Below are 17,321 nucleotides of genomic sequence, written 5' to 3'. Positions count from 1 at the left end.
TTCCCCTCAGCGGTCATGGATGGCCGCTCGGCGGCTGCGGAACTGTTCGGTGAGCACCGCCACGTGCTCGCGCCGGTAACCCTGCTCCATCGCCCTCAGCACGCGCTCGCGCATCACAACGAGGTAGGACTGGTCGATCCCCGCCCGCTCCGCGACGCCCGCCAGGTTGTTGAGGACGGCCAGGTGCGAGGTGAGCGGAGCCTGCTCGAAGGTGTAGTCACGGCGCGCGATGAGACCGAGACCGACACCGATCGTGTTCTGGAAACCGGGGTCGTAGAGCGGCACGGACTCCGCGAAGTCGTTGAGGGGGACTCTCATACTCTCCGCGATGGCCGAGCATTCGAGGAAACCGCTGACGAAGGCGTAATAGAAGGCGCTGGAGACGACGTGGTAGGCCTTGGCGTAACCGGGGTCGGGGCCCAGGCGCACCTGCTTGCCGGACAGCGCCTCTGTCACGCCCGCCAGCTCCTTGAAGTCCTCGGCCGCCCCGCCGTAGACGGTGAAGCAGTCTTCGGTGCCGATGGCGTCCGGGTAGTTGAGGATCGCGGCCTCCAGGTATCTGCCTCCCGCGGCCTCCACCCGCTTCCGCAGGGGGGCGACGTCGTCGGGGATGCCGCTGGCGTGCTGGACGACGAGCCTGCCGGAGAGGTCGGCCGCGGTCTCGTCGAGGACCGCGTGGGTGATCTCGTAGTCGAGAAGGCACAGCAGCACGATCGGGGAGGCCTCGATCGCCTCGGCGGCCGTCGCGTGGAGGTGGACGTCCCGTCCCGCGAGCCTCTGCGAACGTTCCGGCGTACGGTTCCAGACCGAGACCTCCAGGCCCGAGTCGACGCAGGCCCGGACGATCGCGGAACCGACCACCCCGGCCCCGATGACCGTCACATCCGTCATGTCAGTGCTCCGTCCTGGTGAAGGTCATGACCACCCCGCCGATCTCGGCGGCGTCCGCCCACGCGGCGAAGGCCGCGGGCGGCCGCGCGGTGCCGGGCGTCCCGCGGCCGGCCTCCAGCCGTGCCCTGCGCTCCCGCGGCCCGCGCGCGAGTCTGGAGAGGGAGTCACGCACGTCCTCGGTGATGTCGACGAGTTCCGTGGCGGCCATCCCGGCCCGCCGCGCCGCCGCCAGGTGGTCTTCCGGCGCGTCGAGCGACACGGCGTCCAGCCTGGCCAGGTGGGGGCCGACGCGCTCGCGGACCTTCTCGGTCATCGGAACCCGCAGGTAAGGCGTCTCGACCACCAGGCGGCCCCCCGGGCACAGGACCCTGGCGACGCTCCGGTAGAAGGCCTCGACGTCGAGGTTCGGGGTGACCTCGAAGGCCAGCACCGCGTCGAACGAGGCGTCGGCGAACGGCAGGTCCATCGCGTCGACGTGCCGGAACCGCACCATCTCCGCCACGCCCTGCGCCGCGGCGTGCTCGGCTCCGTCGCGCAGTGCCTCCCGGTCGACGTCGATCGCCACGACCCGCGCGCCCAGGGTCCGGGCCAGGCGCACGGCCGGGCGGCCGTCACCACAGCCCACGTCCAGCACCCGGGAGCCCTGCCCCACCCCCAGCCTGGCCACCACGAAGTCGGTCATCCGCTCGGTGGCCTCCAGGATCGGCGCGACGTCCCGGGGACCCGCCCAGAAGCCGTAGTGCCGGTCGGGCCCCGCGATCCCGCTCACCAGTGCCGTGAGCTCGTTGTAGGTCGACTCGATCTTCGAGGACGACGAGGGGCCGGTCCTGACGTTTCCCGCGCCTGTCCGGGATTCGGAGTCGTCACCATCCAGACCAGAAATGAGACACCCCCTTTAACCAGACTCAACCCGGCTCAAGCAGATAAATGCGATTTATCCCGATAGGCGCACATCGCCGGTTAGGCGAATCCGTCGGTTGGGCGAATCCGTCGGTTGGGCGAAACACTAGCAGCGGGCGCCGATCCCGTCGATGACCCTGAATATTGGTTTCTCGCCAGACAAGGTCAACGTTTCCACCGACATCAACATGGACGTCGCCCCCTTTCGCCATAAAGCCATTCCCGAGCAAACCAAGCCTAAAGAGGGTCTCCTCCAACCGGCCTTTCCTTTTCCGGTCCACGGGCATTCCTGACACGAGAACCGGCCGGTCGCGCCGGCCCCGCTCCGGCCTGACGGCAAAGGTAGCGGGCCCGCTGCGGAACCAACGGGTTTGGCCACAGAACAAAGAAATCCCCCACGGGAGAACCGCCGACCTGGATCGGATGAAAAGCGTCCGGCGTCGACGGCCGCTTCCTGGCTCCGCTCGTGTCGCAACAGGCCTCCGCGGCCGGAACACCCGTGGCGCGACAACGAGAAACCGGGGAAAGAGGGATCCCTGAAGCCTCGGAACACATACCGTCCGGACGTTCACGAAAAATCACAACAGTTCATATTTGATCGCCTGATAGGCCTACACATCTTCCGGTTCGCGAGCCCCTCCCGGACAGAGCCACACCACCGACCGGGCGGATCCACACCACCGACGACGGGCACGGGGATTCCCCGCCCACCGCGCCGGGCGACCCGGTACGCGACACGTTCCGCACCGGGTCGCCCGACCCGGCAGAACGGCGAGGACCGGGCCGGGGACGGCGGAACGGCCGGCGGCGCAGCAGGGCGGCGGGCCGTCTCCCGGACGGGCCCCGGCCGAAGGCGACGCCCTCCCGCACGCCCCGGCAGCGGCGCGCCGCGCGTCAACGCGGCGTCAACGCTTCCGGCGCCCCCCGTCTGAATCACGTAGAGATAACACCAAAATCCACCAGAACGGAGATAACGTCGTTTTCGTACGACTTCTCATCAGGAGGAAGCAATGTCGGAAGTCCCGTTATACGTGCCGGTCCGTGAAGGCGCCTTCAGCATGTCGCTGCGGCTGTTCAGGACCGATTCGGGCAGGAGGACGGCGGCCGCCTTCTCCTCGCCGATGCGCCTGGCCAAGGTGCTCGGCGCCGGCCAGCGCTGGATCCGGCTCACCGAGCCCGCGCTCCGGCGCATGATCGAAGATCTGGACGTCACCGGCATCGTGATCGACCCCTCCGGGACGACGGCTCCGCAGACGTCCCCGCGGGCCGCGTGATGTGCGCTCTCACGCAGGACCTGGAATACCGGACCGCCTCCACCACCTCCGCGACGGAAGGCGTACCGGAACACCGCCCGACGGCCGGAACCGCCGGCACACCCCCGCGCCGCCCGTCGCCGTCGCCGTCACCGTCGCCGGAGGAACGGTCCGCCCCGGCGGCGAGTCCGTCGACGTGGCGCGGGTTCCTTCTCACCCGTCCCTCCGGTCATCCGCAACGGCGGTCCCGGGCCTGATGTCGTGCCCCCTCGTCCCTGGGCGGCGGTTCGCCGCGCACGGCGTCAGGTGACCTGCTGCGAGGCGGCGGCCTCGGGGCGCAGGTCGGCGAGGCTCAGCCGGTGCGCGGGCTCGTCGGGCAGCACGATCCGGCGGGTGGGGTCGAGGCCCGGTCCGATGTGGAGCAGCTCGCCGGGCTCCATCGGGCACCAGTCGGGATGGTCGTCCATGTGCTCGCTGGCGACCACGAAGGCGGGGACATCCATCAGATCGCGGGAACGGACGCGGATGCGGCCGTCGGTGCCGCTCTGGTCGAGGTGCCGTCCGCCGCGGCACCCGCCCGCGGCACGCTGGAGCACGTACAACTGGTGGGTCTCGGGGTAACGCAGCGCCCACAGATCCCGCGGGGTGCTGAGGACCAGGTTGAGGGCGTAGACGGGCAGGTTCTCGGCCACCCAGCGGGCGGCGGCCTCGATACCGGCGGCGACGTCGCCGCCGTGCGCCCTGATCTCACGGGTGATCAGCGCGAAGAAACGCTCGGAGTCGGTCTCCCCCCCGACCAGATCCCGGTACTCGCCCAGCTCCGCGTCGAGTTCGTCCAGGCCCTCGATCACCCCGTTGTGGGCGAAGAGCCGCCCGTCCTGCAGGAAGGGATGCGTGTTGCGTTTCTCCAGGCCACCGGTGGAGGCGAAACGCACGTGGGCCACGAAGGTGGCGGACTCCGTCTCCTTGGCCTCCTCGGCGAAGCACTGGTCCCGGTAGGCGGCGACGGGCGTCTTGTGCACCTCCGGGGTGCCGTCGGCGTCGAAGTAGCCCAGACCGGTCCCGTCGGGGTAGCGGTGGCTCTGCTCGCTCATGCTGACCGGCGCGTCCAGGAGCCAGAAGGTGGCACACGTACGCTGAGGCGCGCTGCTCATGCCAAACAGACGGCACATCCCGATCTCTCCTTCTCCCTCGTCCTCCGCCCGCGCCGGTTCTCCCCCGTCCGGCGCGGACGTCTTCGATCGCCGCCGCGCGCCTTCAGCCGTGGCCGTGACGGCGGGGGCTCTTGCTCTCGGTGCCGTGCGCGAAGCCTCCGGCGTCGCCGGCGGTGCGGCGCGGCCCGCCCTGAGCCTCCAGCCGGGGCAGCACCCTGCGCAGGTCCTCCAGTAACAGATCGGCCAGGTCGTGGCTGAAGCCGTTGCGGGCGACGACGCGCAGTACCGCCAGGTCCGTACGGTTCGCGGGGAAGGTGTAGGCGGGTACCAGCCAGCCGCGCTCACGCAGCGCGGCGGAGACGTCGAAGACCGTGAAGCCGTCGACCCCCTTCCGTACTCGGAAGGCGAACACCGGGGTCTCACCGCCGTCGGTGATCAGCTCGAACGGACCCAGCCCGGCGATCTCCCCGGCCAGGCGGGTCGCCACGTCCCGGCACGTCCGCTGTACCCGGCGGTAACCGTCGAAGCCCAGCCTCAGGAAGTTGTAGTACTGCGCGACCACCTGGGCACCCGGCCGGGAGAAGTTCAGCGCGAAGGTCGGCATGTCCCCGCCGAGGTAGTTGACGTGGAAGACCAGGTCGTCGGGGAGCGCCGGGGAGTCGCGCCACAGCACCCAGCCCACTCCGGGCATCACCAGGCCGTACTTGTGCCCGGAGGTGTTGATCGACGCCACCCGCGGCACCCGGAAGTCCCAGTGCAGGCCCGGGTCGAGGAAAGGCGCGATCATGGCACCGGAGGCGCCGTCCACGTGGATCGGCACGTCGAGGCCGGTGCGGGCCTGCAACTCGTCCAGGGCCGCCGCGATGCCGGCGACGGGCTCGTAGCTGCCGTCGAACGTGGAGCCGAGGACGGCGACGACACCGATGGTGTTCTCGTCGCACGCCTCGACCGCCGTCTCGGGGCTCAGGTGGTATCGATCGCCCTCCATGGGCACGTACCTGGGTTCGACGTCGAAGTAGTCGGCGAACTTCTCCCAGCAGACCTGCACGTTGACGCCCATCACCAGGTTGGGCCGGTCGGCGGGGCGGCCCTTCGCGCGGCGCCGGTGCCGCCAGCGCCGCTTGAGCGCCAGACCGCCCAGCATCGCCGCCTCGCTCGACCCGGTCGTCGAGCAGCCTGTCGCGCGGTGGGGGTCCTCGGCGTGCCAGAGCCGGGCGAGGATGTCCACGCACCGCATCTCCAGCTCCGCGGTCTGCGGATACTCGTCCTTGTCGATCATGTTCTTCTCGACGCACTCGGCCATCAGCCTCAGCGCCTGCGGCTCCGCCCAGGTGGTGACGAACGTCGCGAGGTTCAGCCGCGCGTTGCCGTCCAGCATCAACTCGTCGTGCACCAGCTGGTAGGCCGTGTCCGGTTCCATCTCCCCGTCCGGCATGGCGTGGCGCGGGACCCGGCGGGGCTCCCGGCTGAAGATCGGGTTGATCTCCAGATCCCGGCTTCCGCGCCCGGTGCGACCGGGCCGCCTCAGAGGCATAGTCCGTGTCCTTCCCGAGCCGATCAAGCACCGTGAGCTGGAGTTTTCCCCCTGAACGGGGTACCCCGCCACCGCCGCGCGACACCACCTTGAGACGCGTGGGACCCGGGACCGCCCGGTCGCGGCGGCCGGCTCACCGATGTTCGCCCTTCCGGATCGCCCCGGGCGCCGCGGGCGGACGGCTCGGGCCCGTCAACGAACGTGGTCCTCGATTCGATCCGGTCGCGGCGTGTCCCGCCGGGAGCGCGCCGCCGACCACACGTGCCACGCGACCACGTAGCCGGCCAGGACGACGCCTCCCCCGATCATCGCGCCCAGGATCACGCACCGCACCAGGTCGTACAGGCTCACCGCGGCACGGTCACCGCTCCCCAGCACGGCCGCGCCGACGGCCGCGGCGCCCGCCCCCGCGGCCAGGACCCACCCGCGCGACCGCCCCGTCACGCCGGGCAGGCGTCCCGGCCGTACGGCGGCGCGCCGGTACCACAGAGCGAACCAGCAGGCCAGGACCAGGAGCCCGCCCAGCGAACTGACGTACATCACCACGTTGAACACCCGGTGCGCCCCGACGACCGAGACGCGCATCGCCGGCCAGTGCACCACGGCGAAGCCTCCCACCTGGGTGAACCCGTCCCACACCACGTGCGTGGCGACGCCCGCCAGCAGCGCGGCCACCACCGCGATCCCGCGCCCGGACGGCGCCGGGTCGGGCAGCCGCGCGCGCAACCCGTCCGGGGCGAGCGCCGTCAACGGCGCGCGCAGCAGCAGGTTGAAGACGACGAGCACCGCCACTCCCACGGGCAGATCCACCAGCAGCGCGCCCGGCCAGCCGTGGGTGGTCCTCGAGGAGAAGGGCAACGGCAGGTAGTACGGCAGGTCGGGCACCATCGCGCCGATCGCCAGCGCCGAAGGGGGTAACCACCGCCGCAGCGGCAGGATCGCGACGGCGTGGCTCAGGGTGAAGGGCATGTCCCATTATCGACATCGTCGGCGCGGGCGGTGATCACGCCGACCGGCCGGTCGTCCGCGGACAGTGACCATGATGGACGGCCGGCCATCCGCGGACGGTGACCATGCCGGAGGCCGGTCATCCGCGGCCGGCGCCGAGGTCTTCCCGGCCGAGCCGGTAACCCGGTGGCCGTCCGGCGGCCACCCGTGGCACGGTGTACCGGTGTCCGATCTCATCAGAGCGCCCCGCTCGGTCGCCGAGGCCGTCGCAGCCGAGCGAGACGGGGAGCGGTTGCGTTACCTGTTCTTCTGGGGCCACCGGCCGCCGCGTGACGGCGGGATCGGCGCCGGATGCCTCAGCCAGTGGTGGGAGGCCGTCTTCACCTCGGAGGGGCACGGCTTCCGGTCGGCCGAGCACTACATGATGGCGCACAAGGCATGGCTGTTCGGCGACGGCGAGACCGCCGCGCGGATCCTCGCCGCCGAGCACCCCGGCGAGGCCAAGAAACTCGGCCGCGAGGTCCGCGGCTTCGACGAGGCCGTGTGGGACGAGCACCGGTACGGGATCGTGGTGCGCGGCAACATCGCCAAGTTCGGCGAGCACCCCGAGCTGAGGGACTTCCTGCTCGGCACCCGCTCCCGGGTCCTGGTCGAGGCCAGCCCCGTCGACCGGGTCTGGGGCATCGGGCTCACCGCCGACGACGAACGCGCCGCCTCCCCCGCCACGTGGCGGGGCCTGAACCTGCTCGGCTTCGCCCTCATGGACGCCCGCGACGCCCTCGACGCCTCATCGTGAAAGGGCCGGGACCCTCCTTGATCGAGGCGGAGTCCGACCAGGCCACCGGTCGAGGGATCCGGGGCGCTTAAGCTGGTGCGCCATGCGCCATGCGCCATGCGGCATCGCCGTCGCATGTCGCCTGGCCGGACATGAACGCCGACTCCGCGAGGGAGGAGACAGGGTGACGCCGTGGGAGATGCTCGCCGTCTTCGCGGCGGGCGCCTGCGCCGGCGCCGTCAACACCGTCGTCGGCTCCGGGTCGCTGATCACCTTTCCCGTTCTGCTCGCCACCGGGATGCCGCCCGTCACCGCCGCGGTCTCCAACACACTCGGCTTGATCCCCGGCTCCATCAGCGGGGCGATCGGTTACCGCGCGGAGCTCGGCGGCCAGGGCCGACGCATCCTGAAGATGAGCGTCGGCGCCCTGCTCGGCGGCCTCACGGGGGCCACGCTTCTGCTGACCCTGCCCGCCACGGCGTTCGAGAGGATCGTGCCGGCCCTGGTGGGCCTCGCCCTCGTCCTGGTCATCTTCCAGCCCCGGATCGGCAGGAGCGTGCGGCGACGCCGCGAACGCGTCAGCGGCACCGCCCATCCCGACGGCGGCCCGCTGCTTCTCACCGGGCTGACACTCGCCAGCGTCTACGGCGGCTACTTCTCCGCCGCCCAGGGGATCATCTACATGTCCCTGATGGGCGTGCTCCTCGACGAGACCATGCAACGCCTCAACGCCGCCAGGAACGTCCTCGTCGCCGTCGTCAACACCGCCGCCGCGATCTTCTTCCTCTTCTCCGCGGATTTCGACTGGACGGCCGTCGCGCTCATCGCGATCGGTTCCGCCCTCGGCGGCTCGATCGGGGCCAGGGTGGGCCGCCGGCTCAGCCCCGCGGTGCTGCGCGGCCTCATCGTGGCGGTCGGCACCGTCGCCGTCGTCCAGTTGCTGCGTCCCTGACCTGGGAACTTCGTACCGCACGATCCCCGCCCCAAGCGCCGCTGCCGGAATCTCAGCACGTATTCGGCACGGTCAACCGCCGAAGACCGGCGGCGATCGGTGACAGCCGGACGCGACGAAAGCGCCCTCGACCGCGAACACGCAGGCCAAAGGCGCTTTTCGTGTGATCGGAGAGGGTAGGGCGGGCGGGACTCGAACCCGCGACCCAGGGATTATGAGTCCCCTGCTCTAACCGGCTGAGCTACCGCCCCTCGCGCACGCCGTACGCGGCATTCAACCAAACGTAGACGCTGTTCGCACACCTGCCGGGCGGGACGGGTTCAAGATGTGACCTTCGGGAGGATCAAGCGCGGGACCTGGGCTCCGGCGGACTCGCTACCCTACTGGTGAACCTTGTTGAGGAGTGTTGGATCATGCGCGTTGTTGAAGCTTTCAGGGACTCGTACGGCACGGAACCGGCCGGGGTGTGGCACGCTCCGGGGCGGGTCAACCTGATCGGGGAGCACACCGACTACAACGACGGGTTCGTTCTGCCGTTCGCGCTGCCGTGGGGGGTGACCGCGGCGGTGTCGCCGCGCGAGGACGGGGTGATCAGGCTGCGGTCGCTGCAGGCGGGCGAACCGGTGACGCTGGCGACGCTCGACGAGGCCGAGGGCTGGGCACGCTACGTGGTCGGGGTGTTCTGGGCCTTCCGCCAGGGAGGACAGCAGGTCGGCGGTGCGGATGTGGTGATCGACGGGGACGTGCCCCGGGGAGCGGGACTGTCGTCGAGCGCGGCGCTGGAGGTGGCCGTCGGTACGGCACTGAACGAGCTGTACGGGCTCGGCCTGACCAGGATGGAGATCGCCCTCGCCGCGCAGAAGGCCGAGAACGACTTCGTGGGCATGCCGTGCGGGATCATGGACCAGGCGGCCTCCGCCCTCGGCGAGGAGGGGAAGGCTCTGTTCATGGACTGCCGGAGCCTCGGGACCAGGAACATCCCGTTCGACCTGGCCAGTCACGGCCTGCAGCTGCTGATCATCAACACCGGGGTGCACCACGAGCTCGCCGACGGGCAGTACGCCCGCCGTCGCAAGGACTGCGAGAACGCCGCCAAGCACCTGGGCGTCGACGCGCTGCGCGACGTCACGGACCTGGCGGGCGCCCTCGCGCAGCTGAGCGGCGACGAGCGCAGGCGCACCCAGCACGTGGTGACGGAGAACCACCGGGTCGAGGCGGTGATCGGGATGCTGCGGGCCGGTGCGGTGCGGGAGATCGGGTCGCTGCTGAACGCCTCACACCTGTCGCTGCGCGACCAGTTCGAGGTGTCCTGCGCCGAGCTGGACGTGGCCGTGGAGTCGGCGGTCAGGGGCGGGGCGCGAGGGGCGCGGATGACCGGGGGCGGGTTCGGCGGGTCGGCGATCGCGCTGGTCGCCGACGACCGGGTGGAGTCCGTGCGGGAGTCGGTGACCGAGGCCTACGCCGAGCGCGGCTGGGCCGCGCCGGAGATCTACCCGGCGACCCCGGCCGCGGGAGCCCGCCGGCTGCTCTGACCGCCCCTCCCGCGCAGAGGATCGTCCGACGGCCGGCCCGGGGATCTCGGAACCGGTTCCGAGATCCCCGGGCCGGCCGTCTCCACTCCCGAGATCACCCGCCCGGCCGGCTCGACCCCGTATCCGTACCGGAACCCGGCCCCGCCACCGATTCCACCCCCACCCTCGACCCCGGACCCGGACCCGGCCCGGACGGCCAATCGGGCATCAGCGGCGGGCCGTCCCGCTCCGCGTTCCGGACCATCCTGCGCAGGAGACCGTCGAGGACCTCGCGCTCCCCGGGGTCGAGCGGGCCGAGCAGTTCCCGCTCCGAGAGGTCGCCCTGGTCCATGCGCTCCTGCCAGACGGCGCGCCCGGCGGGGGTCAGCGCGACGAGCAGGCGGCGGCGGTCGCCGGGATCGTGCACGCGGTCGACGTATCCGGCCTGCTCCAGCCGGTCGAGCCGGTTGGTCAGCGTGGCCGGGTGGGTGTCGAGCCACCCGGCAAGCAGCGAAGGGGTCGCCCGGTAGGGCGGACCGGCCGCGACCAGGTGGTGGAGGACGTCGAACTCCCAGGGCTTGAGCCCTCCGGCGGTCAGCCAGGCGTGCTTGTTACGGCTGAGCAGCCGCACGAGCGCCTGCATGCGCGTGACGATCCCCTCGACCTGCGGATCGAGGTCGGACAGCTCCCGGGACCAGTGCGCGATGTGCCGGTCGATGGAATCAGGCTCTGGCATGCCCAAAGGGTAACGCCGCCCTCCGCCGGGTCGCGTCGACGTCATGCCACCTTTAGTACGGATGCATATATTATGTTTTCGTAGTAATTTCCCATCCATGACCCCTTCGCGTGGCCCCTGGGCCCCCTTGCGAGATCCTCGCTTCCGCCTGCTGTGGACCGGCCAGACCCTCTCGCACATCGGCGACTCCATCACCGTCGTGGCCCTCGCGCTGGCGATCGTCACCGCGACGGGCTCGGCCACCGACCTCGGGGTGGTCCTGGCCGCCCAGTCGATCGCCACGGTGGCGCTGATGCTGCCCGGCGGCGTGTGGGCCGACCGGCTCCCGCGCCGTCGCGTGATGATGGGCGCGGACGTGGTGCGCGGGCTCGCCCACGCCGCCATGGGCTTCGAGCTGATCACCGGTACGGTCGACATCGTCCACCTGGCGGCGCTGGCCGCCGTCTCGGGGGCCGGTTCCGCGTTCTTCCTGCCCGCCACGACCGGCCTGGTGCCCGCCACCGTGGCGGCGGAGCACCTTCCCCGGGCCAACGCGCTCATGGCGATCGCCCAGCGCGGGTCCATGCTGCTCGGCCCGGGGATCGCCACCGCCCTCGCGCTGACCGCCGGGCCCGGCTGGGCGCTGCTCCTGGACGCCGTGACGTTCACGGTCAGCGCGGTGCTGCTGGGCCGGCTCCGGCTCGCGCCGATCCCGCCCGCGCCGCGCGAGCGGTTCGCCAGGCAGCTGGCCGAGGGCTGGGCGCAGCTGCGCCGCCACCGGTGGTACTGGACGAACCTCGTCGGCCACTCCCTGTGGAACCTCAGCCGCTGCGCCCTGATCACGATCGGGCCCGTGATCGCCGTCACGAGTCTCGGTGGCGAGCTCGCCTGGGGCACGATCGTGCAGGGTGGCACGGTCGGCGCCCTGTGCGGCGCGCTGCTGGCACTGCGGGCGAGGCCACGACGGCCCCTGGTCGTGGCCAACCTCGCGCTCGCGCTCGGCGCCCTGCCCCTGGTCCTGCTCGCCGCCGAGGCGCCCGCGCTGACCGTCGCGGCGGCCTACGGGCTGATGACCGGGGGCCTGGCCTTCATGTCCCCCATGTGGGAGACCGCCGTGCAGGAGCACATCCCGGCCGAGGCGATCTCACGGGTGTCCGCGTACGACTGGCTGCTCTCCCTCGGGCTCACCCCTCTCGGCATGGCCCTGGCCGGGCCGCTGGCCGGGGCGGTGGGCACGGCTCCCGCCCTGTACGGGGCGGCGGCGCTGCTGGCGGTCTCCTGCCTGGGGGTGCTGGCCCTGCCCGACATCCGCGGTCTCCGTCAGGGCTCGGCCGGCACCAGTTTGGGCACCGCGCCGAGCAGCTCGCGGGTGTAGTCGTGCCGGGGCAGGAAGAACACCTCATCCACGTGCCCCTCCTCCACGACCCGTCCCCCGCGCATGACCAGCACCCGGTCGGCGACGTGGTGGACCACCCCGAGGTCGTGGGAGATGAAGATCAGCGCGGTCCCGTCGGCGGCCTGGATCTCCGCGAGCAGGTCGAGCACCTGGGCCTGGATCGACACGTCCAGCGCGGAGACCGGCTCGTCGCAGACGAGCACGTCGGGGCGGGTGGCGAGGGCCCTGGCGATGGCCACCCGCTGGCGCTGGCCGCCGGACAGGCGCCGGGGGTGCCGGCCGGCGACGTCCGCCGGGAGTCCGACCCGCTCCAGCAGCCCGGCCACCCGGTCGAGGAGAACGCCGCGCGATGAACCGTGCTCCGCAGGGGTGCCGCGCGAGGATCCGCGCCTGAAAGGAGCGCCGCCCGAAGACGCTCTCCCGGAGGAGACGCCGCGCGAGGAACCGTCCCCGGAGGAGAAGCCGCGCGGGGAACCGCTTCCGAAGGAGACGCCGCGCGGGGAGTCGCGCTCGAAGGACACGCCGCGGAGGGGTTCCGCGACCAGGCGCCCCACCGTGTAGCGGGGGTCGAAGGAGCCGAGCGGATTCTGGGAGATCACCTGGATGCGGGACCTGCGGGAACGCCGCCCGCGCTCACGGATCCCCGACCAGGGCTCGCCGCCCAGCCGGACCTCACCCGAGGCCGGTTCGAGCAGTCCGAGGACGAGCCGGGCGACCGTGGTCTTCCCCGAACCCGACTCTCCCACGATGCCGAGTGTCTCTCCCGGGTAGACCTCGAAGGACACGTCGTCGACCACCGTGCGCGAGCCGTACGCGGCCGACAGCCCCGAGACCTCCAGGACCGGCGCGGTGTGGTCCACGGTCCGCTCCGGCAGCGGGGTGCGCAGCGCGATCCCCCCGGCGGCGATGGCGGAAAGACGGGTGCCGCGCGAGACGGCGGAGGGGACGGCGGCGAGCAGCAGCCTGGTGTAGTCGTGCCGGGGCACGGACAGCACGCGTCCCGTCGGCCCCTCCTCGACGATCACACCGTCCTTCATGACCAGTACGCGGTCGGCGACCGCGGAGACCACGGCGAGGTCGTGACTGATCATGAGCAGTGCGGTGCCCTCGGCCTTGCGGGCGGCGAGCAGCCGCAGGATCTGGGCCTGCACGGTGACGTCGAGCGCGGTCGTCGGCTCGTCGGCGATGATCAGTGGCGGGTCCGCGGCGATGGCGGAGGCGATCAGGGCGCGCTGGCGCAGTCCCCCGGACAGCTGGTGGGCGTACTGCCGGGCCCGCACCTGCGGTTCCGGCACCCCGACCGCCTCCAGCAGCTCGATCACCCTTTCCCCGCGGGCGGCGCGGGGTACGACGTCGTGGGTGGCGAGCACCTCGGCGATCTCGTCGCCGACGGTACGGAGCGGGTCGAGCGACGTCAGCGCGTCCTGGAACACCAGCCCCGCGAACCGGCCGCGCAGCCGTCGCCAGTCGCGGGCGCCGAACCGGAGCGCGTCCCGGCCGTTCACCTCGAACCGGGAGGCCGTGACCTCGGCGACCTCGGCGACCTCGGCACCGGAACCGGAACCGGCCAGCCCGACCAGCGTCCTGGCCGTGACGCTCTTGCCGGAGCCGGACTCCCCGACGATCGCCACGCACTCGCCCGCCTCGATCGACAGGCTCACTCCCCGTACGGCCCGCACCCCCGCCCGGGGGAAACCGACCCGCAGGTCCTCGACGTCGATGAGGCTCATCGGTTTCTCCCCTCGAAACGGCGCTGCAGGCGGCGCCCGACGAGCGTCAGGCTGATGACGGTCAGGGTGACGGAGAGGCCGGGGAAGAGCACGGTCCACCAGGCGACGCGCAGGTAGTTGCGGGCCTCCGACAGCATCGAGCCCCACTCCGGGCTGGGCGGCTGCGGGCCCATGCCGAGGAAGCTGAGCCCGGAGGTGGCGATGATGGCGGTGCCCATGCCGATCGTGGCGAGCACCGGCAGCGGGCCCAGCACGTTGGGCAGCACGTGGCGGGCGACCAGGATCGGCCTGGCCAGTCCGAAGGTGACCGCCTGTTCGACGTAGCCGGAGCGGCGCACCACGAACGTCTGGGCACGGATCACCCGGGCGTAGTTGGGGATCTGCGCGATGCCGATCGCGAGGATCACGTTGCCGGTGCCGGGACCGGTGACGGCGATGACCAGCAGGGCGAGCAGCAGTTCGGGGAAGGTCGCCACGACGTCGAACAGGCGGCTGAGCAACTCGTCGACGTAGCGGGGGGACAGCCCGGCCAGCACGCCCAGCAGGGCACCGGCCCCGGCGGCGAGCAGGACGGCGGCGGCGCCGATGCTCAGCGAGTGCCCGGCACCGTGGACGACGCGCGACAGCACGTCACGACCGAGGTGGTCGGTGCCGAACCAGTGCTCGGCACTCGGCCCGGCGAGCGCGCGCAGCGGGTCGGCGGCCAGCGGGTCGACACCGGTCAGCAGGCCGGGCGCCACGGCGGCGACGGCGGCGACCGCCAGGAACAGCAGCGGCGCGACCAGCGGCGCGCTGAAGCCGTACCCGCGCCCGGCCGGAGCGGGGGCGACGGCCGCGACACCGGGGACCTCCGTGATCGTCGTCATCGGCCTCTCCTCGGGTCGTACGGCGAGGGCGCCCCTCCCGGCAGGACCACCGCGGGATCCTTGCGCGACGGGACCGTCATCGGCTCCTCCTGAGGCGGGGGTCGATCGCGAGGTAGGCGAGGTCGACGATCGTGCTGACCGTCACGTAGGCGAGGGCGGAGATCAGCACGACCGCCATCACCAGGGGCATGTCCTTGCTGTTCACCGCGCCGACGGTGACCTGGCCGAGCCCCGGGCGGCCGAACACGGCCTCCACGACGATCGCGCCGCCGAGCAGGAAGCCGACGAACCAGCCGGTGAGGGTGACGGCGGGGAGCAGCGCGTGACGCAGCGCGTGCCGGGCGACGAGCCGCCACTCGGTGATGCCGCGCGAGCGGGCGGTCACCGCGAACGGCTCCTCCAGCGCCCGTTCCAGGCCCTCGCGGAGCACCTGGCCGAGCACCCCCGCGATCGGCAGCCCGAGCGCGAGCCCCGGCAGTACGAGGGAGACGGGTCCCCTGTCCCCGGCGACGGGGAACCAGCCGAGGGCGAAGGAGAAGACGGCGAGCAGCAGGATGCCGATGAGGAACGGCGGGACCGAGACGACGACCAGCTCCGACAGCCCGACCAGGCCGCCGAGCCAGGGGCTGCGGCCGGCGGTGGCCAGAGCGAGCACCAGGGCCAGGACGACCCCGAAGAGCGCGGCGGTGAGGGCGAGCTGGATCGTCGGCCGGATCTGCGAGGCCAGGATGTCCCCGACGCCGCGCTGCAGGATGTAGGAGCGGCCCAGGTCTCCCTGGAACAGGCGGAGCAGATAGTCGCCGTACTGCTGGAGCGGGGAGCGGTCCAGCCCCCACTCGGCGATGATCTGCGCCCGACGCTCGGGGGTGTCGAGGCCGTCGCCGACGAGCACGTCGACCGTGTCGCCGGGGGCGAACATCAGGGCGAGGTAGGCCGCGGTGGCGGCGGCCCAGAGCACGGCGACGCCAGCACCGAGCCGCCGGACCACCGGGCCGAACCACCCGGCGGCGGCCAGCCCCCGCCGCCGGGTGAGTGTGAGAGTGCTCACGTCCCTGTCCGGACGTCGTAAGCACTGTTGGGAGTGCCGGAGACCGGCTCGAAGGTGATCCCGGTGACCGCGGCGCGGTAGGCGATCTGGTCGGCGGGAACGTAGAGCGGAAGCAGGATCGCCTCGTCGGTGACGACGGTCTTCTGCACCTTCGCGTAGAGCTCCTTGCGCTCGGCGAGGCCGGCGGCGGCCGACGCGTCGGCGAGCAGCCTGTCCAGCTCGGCGTTCCCGAACTTCGTGCGGTTGATCGCGGCGTCCTTCGCCAGGATCAGGTTGAGCGCCGCCCCGGCGTCGGTGTCGCCGCGCGAGTTCTCGAAGATCTCGTACTCGTTCTCGTCGACGGCCTTCTGCGCGGTGCCCTGGTCCACGATCTTGACCTGGAAGTCGATCCCCGCGCTCTGCTTGACGGCCGCCTGGACCGCCTGGGCGAGGATGTCGCGGCGGTCGCGGACGAACGGCGCGGCGTTGACGGTACGCACGGTCAGCCTCCTGCCGTCCTTGACCCGGAAACCCTCGGCGTCGCGCTCCTTCCAGCCCGCCTCGTCGAGCAGCCGGTTGGCCCGCGCCGGGTCGTTGCCGAAGGTCTTCTCCAGCGAGGGGTCGTAGAACTGCGGGCTGCCCTGGCCGATGACGCTCCAGGCCCGCTTGGCGGTGCCCTGGTAGACGGAGTCGAGCACCGCGTCCACGTCGACGGCGTCGCGGAAGGCCTCGCGGACCCGCTTGTCGTCGAACGGGGGGCGGGAGACGTTGAAGTAGTAGGAGAACGCGCTTCCGGAGTTGAGGCTGGTCTCCAGCCTCAGCTCGGGGTCGCTCTTGATGAGGCCGATCTCGGTGGCGGGCACGCCCTCGATCACCTGCACCTGCCCGGAGGTGAGCGCGCCGACCCTGACCGCGGCCTCGGGCAGGAAGCGGTAGGTGATGTCGGCCAGGTGCGCCGGCCCCTGGTGGGCGGCGCCGGTGGGCGGCCAGTTGTAGTCCGGGTTGCGCCTGTAGTGGACCTCCTGGCCGGGGGTGAACCGGTCGAGGATGAACGGCCCGGTGCCGACCACGTCGACGCCGCCCGCCTTGAGGTCCTTGGCGCTCCTCAGCGACTTCGGGGAGACCTGGCCCGCGTACGGGGAGGAGAGGAAGTCGAGGAACAGCCCGTCGGGGGCCTTCAGCGTGACCTTCAGGGTGTGCGGCGCGGTCGCCTCGGCCCTGTCGAAGTTGCGCAGCTGGATGGCGCCGACCGCGGCGTTGTATCCGGGCGAGACGAGCTGGTCGAGGTTGGCCTTCACCGAGGCGGCGTCGAACTTCTCGCCGTCGTGGAAGGTGACGTCGTCGCGGAGCTCGAAGCTGTAGGTCAGCCCGTCCTCGGAGACCTTCCAGGACGTGGCCAGCCACGGCAGGAACTCGCCGTTCCCACCCCGGGCGATCAGCGCGTCGAACTGGTTGTGGACCAGCAGACGGGCCTTGTTCTGGCCCCACTGGTGCGGGTTGAAGGTGATCGGCTGCGTCTCCACCGCCCACACGAGCGACCCGCCATCACCACCGCCGCCCTCACCGCCGGCCGCCGCGCTCGGGGCCCCGCTCCCGGCTCCGCACGCCGTGAGCGCCAGCACCCCGGCGAACGCCAGGGCGCCCCATCGCAACTTCACGTTCTTCTCCT

General features: G+C 71.7%; 16 protein-coding genes and 1 tRNA gene. 6 read left to right on the top strand and 11 right to left on the bottom strand.

All coding sequences use genetic code 11. The features are described from left to right. Window positions 1-6: 6 nt before the first annotated feature. Together AB0G15_RS31135 and AB0G15_RS31130 are read right to left on the bottom strand one after the other, a co-directional pair. Entirely contained in the window at window positions 7-891 is an 885-nt protein-coding gene (locus AB0G15_RS31135) for an NAD(P)-binding domain-containing protein (protein WP_362846617.1), read from the bottom strand. 1 nt (window position 892) lies between these two features. Next, on the bottom strand, window positions 893-1,660 hold the full coding sequence (locus AB0G15_RS31130) for a class I SAM-dependent methyltransferase (RefSeq protein ID WP_362846615.1): 768 nt from the start codon (window positions 1,658-1,660) through the stop codon (window positions 893-895). A 262-nt stretch (window positions 1,661-1,922) separates the two neighbouring features. Here AB0G15_RS31130 and AB0G15_RS31125 point away from each other — a divergent pair, with 262 nt between their 5' ends. Next, the gene (locus tag AB0G15_RS31125) at window positions 1,923-2,084 is read left to right on the top strand and encodes a hypothetical protein (RefSeq protein ID WP_362846613.1); all 162 of its coding nucleotides are present in this window, start codon (window positions 1,923-1,925) and stop codon (window positions 2,082-2,084) included. Between the two features lie 717 nt (window positions 2,085-2,801). Next, the gene (locus AB0G15_RS31120; RefSeq protein ID WP_362846611.1) at window positions 2,802-3,065 is read left to right on the top strand and encodes an SAV_915 family protein; all 264 of its coding nucleotides are present in this window, start codon (window positions 2,802-2,804) and stop codon (window positions 3,063-3,065) included. A 281-nt stretch (window positions 3,066-3,346) separates the two neighbouring features. On the opposite strand, the gene AB0G15_RS31115 is transcribed toward AB0G15_RS31120, so the two are convergent. From AB0G15_RS31115 to AB0G15_RS31105, 3 genes are all read right to left on the bottom strand, one after another. Further along, window positions 3,347-4,216: a class II glutamine amidotransferase gene (locus AB0G15_RS31115; protein ID WP_362846609.1), complete on the bottom strand. Its 870-nt coding sequence runs from the start codon at window positions 4,214-4,216 to the stop codon at window positions 3,347-3,349. Between the two features lie 85 nt (window positions 4,217-4,301). Further along, on the bottom strand, window positions 4,302-5,732 hold the full coding sequence (locus AB0G15_RS31110) for a glutamate decarboxylase (RefSeq protein WP_362846607.1): 1,431 nt from the start codon (window positions 5,730-5,732) through the stop codon (window positions 4,302-4,304). A gap of 192 nt (window positions 5,733-5,924) precedes the next feature. Beyond that, window positions 5,925-6,701 (bottom strand): DUF4184 family protein, encoded by a 777-nt coding sequence (locus AB0G15_RS31105; protein ID WP_362846605.1) that lies wholly within the window; start codon window positions 6,699-6,701, stop codon window positions 5,925-5,927. A 202-nt stretch (window positions 6,702-6,903) separates the two neighbouring features. On the opposite strand from AB0G15_RS31105, the gene AB0G15_RS31100 reads away from it, so the two are divergent. Continuing rightward, window positions 6,904-7,476 carry an NADAR family protein gene (locus AB0G15_RS31100; protein WP_362846603.1) on the top strand — a complete coding sequence of 191 codons (573 nt, stop codon included), beginning with the start codon at window positions 6,904-6,906 and terminating at the stop codon, window positions 7,474-7,476. Between the two features lie 163 nt (window positions 7,477-7,639). Further along, window positions 7,640-8,407, top strand: coding sequence for a sulfite exporter TauE/SafE family protein (locus AB0G15_RS31095; RefSeq protein ID WP_362846601.1), 768 nt, complete (start codon window positions 7,640-7,642; stop codon window positions 8,405-8,407). Between the two features lie 177 nt (window positions 8,408-8,584). Here AB0G15_RS31095 and AB0G15_RS31090 read toward each other — a convergent pair. Then, window positions 8,585-8,658 (bottom strand) — tRNA-Ile (locus AB0G15_RS31090). Window positions 8,659-8,820: 162 nt separating this feature from the next. Here AB0G15_RS31090 and galK point away from each other — a divergent pair. Further along, window positions 8,821-9,939: a galactokinase gene (gene galK / locus AB0G15_RS31085; RefSeq protein ID WP_362846599.1), complete on the top strand. Its 1,119-nt coding sequence runs from the start codon at window positions 8,821-8,823 to the stop codon at window positions 9,937-9,939. Between the two features lie 94 nt (window positions 9,940-10,033). Here the strand turns inward: galK and AB0G15_RS31080 are convergent, their stop codons facing one another. After that, window positions 10,034-10,654 (bottom strand): MarR family winged helix-turn-helix transcriptional regulator, encoded by a 621-nt coding sequence (locus tag AB0G15_RS31080; protein ID WP_362846595.1) that lies wholly within the window; start codon window positions 10,652-10,654, stop codon window positions 10,034-10,036. Window positions 10,655-10,751: 97 nt separating this feature from the next. Here AB0G15_RS31080 and AB0G15_RS31075 point away from each other — a divergent pair, with 97 nt between their 5' ends. Next, window positions 10,752-12,008 carry an MFS transporter gene (locus AB0G15_RS31075; RefSeq protein WP_362846593.1) on the top strand — a complete coding sequence of 419 codons (1,257 nt, stop codon included), beginning with the start codon at window positions 10,752-10,754 and terminating at the stop codon, window positions 12,006-12,008. Here AB0G15_RS31075 and AB0G15_RS31070 read toward each other — a convergent pair. The 4 genes from AB0G15_RS31070 to AB0G15_RS31055 form a co-directional block, all read right to left on the bottom strand. Then, a complete protein-coding gene (locus tag AB0G15_RS31070) occupies window positions 11,954-13,759 on the bottom strand; it encodes an ABC transporter ATP-binding protein (RefSeq protein WP_362846591.1) in 1,806 nt (601 codons plus the stop codon). The two genes, AB0G15_RS31075 and AB0G15_RS31070, sit on opposite strands and share 55 nt — an antisense overlap. After that, window positions 13,756-14,625, bottom strand: coding sequence for an ABC transporter permease (locus AB0G15_RS31065; protein WP_362846589.1), 870 nt, complete (start codon window positions 14,623-14,625; stop codon window positions 13,756-13,758). Before AB0G15_RS31065 ends, AB0G15_RS31070 begins: the two co-directional genes overlap by 4 nt. A gap of 76 nt (window positions 14,626-14,701) precedes the next feature. After that, window positions 14,702-15,673, bottom strand: coding sequence for an ABC transporter permease (locus tag AB0G15_RS31060; RefSeq protein WP_362846587.1), 972 nt, complete (start codon window positions 15,671-15,673; stop codon window positions 14,702-14,704). Further along, entirely contained in the window at window positions 15,670-17,310 is a 1,641-nt protein-coding gene (locus tag AB0G15_RS31055; RefSeq protein ID WP_362846585.1) for an ABC transporter substrate-binding protein, read from the bottom strand. The genes AB0G15_RS31060 and AB0G15_RS31055 overlap by 4 nt, the downstream gene beginning before the upstream one ends. Window positions 17,311-17,321 lie beyond the last annotated feature (11 nt).

Source organism: Streptosporangium sp. NPDC023825, from assembly GCF_040639575.1.
In the GTDB taxonomy this organism is placed as follows: Bacteria; Actinomycetota; Actinomycetes; order Streptosporangiales; family Streptosporangiaceae; genus Streptosporangium.
This window is presented reverse-complemented; position numbering and strand designations above follow the sequence as displayed.

What these genes read in the sequence shown, in the direction of transcription:
- AB0G15_RS31080 (WP_362846595.1), bottom strand. Translation starts at nt 10,654, where the DNA reads ATGCCAGAGCCTGATTCCATCGACCGGCACATCGCGCACTGGTCCCGG.
- AB0G15_RS31065 (WP_362846589.1), bottom strand. Translation starts at nt 14,625, where the DNA reads ATGACGACGATCACGGAGGTCCCCGGTGTCGCGGCCGTCGCCCCCGCT.
- AB0G15_RS31125 (WP_362846613.1), top strand. Translation starts at nt 1,923, where the DNA reads ATGACCCTGAATATTGGTTTCTCGCCAGACAAGGTCAACGTTTCCACC.
- AB0G15_RS31075 (WP_362846593.1), top strand. Translation starts at nt 10,752, where the DNA reads ATGACCCCTTCGCGTGGCCCCTGGGCCCCCTTGCGAGATCCTCGCTTC.
- AB0G15_RS31135 (WP_362846617.1), bottom strand. Translation starts at nt 891, where the DNA reads ATGACGGATGTGACGGTCATCGGGGCCGGGGTGGTCGGTTCCGCGATC.
- galK (WP_362846599.1), top strand. Translation starts at nt 8,821, where the DNA reads ATGCGCGTTGTTGAAGCTTTCAGGGACTCGTACGGCACGGAACCGGCC.
- AB0G15_RS31115 (WP_362846609.1), bottom strand. Translation starts at nt 4,216, where the DNA reads ATGTGCCGTCTGTTTGGCATGAGCAGCGCGCCTCAGCGTACGTGTGCC.
- AB0G15_RS31070 (WP_362846591.1), bottom strand. Translation starts at nt 13,759, where the DNA reads ATGAGCCTCATCGACGTCGAGGACCTGCGGGTCGGTTTCCCCCGGGCG.
- AB0G15_RS31110 (WP_362846607.1), bottom strand. Translation starts at nt 5,732, where the DNA reads ATGCCTCTGAGGCGGCCCGGTCGCACCGGGCGCGGAAGCCGGGATCTG.
- AB0G15_RS31120 (WP_362846611.1), top strand. Translation starts at nt 2,802, where the DNA reads ATGTCGGAAGTCCCGTTATACGTGCCGGTCCGTGAAGGCGCCTTCAGC.
- AB0G15_RS31105 (WP_362846605.1), bottom strand. Translation starts at nt 6,701, where the DNA reads ATGCCCTTCACCCTGAGCCACGCCGTCGCGATCCTGCCGCTGCGGCGG.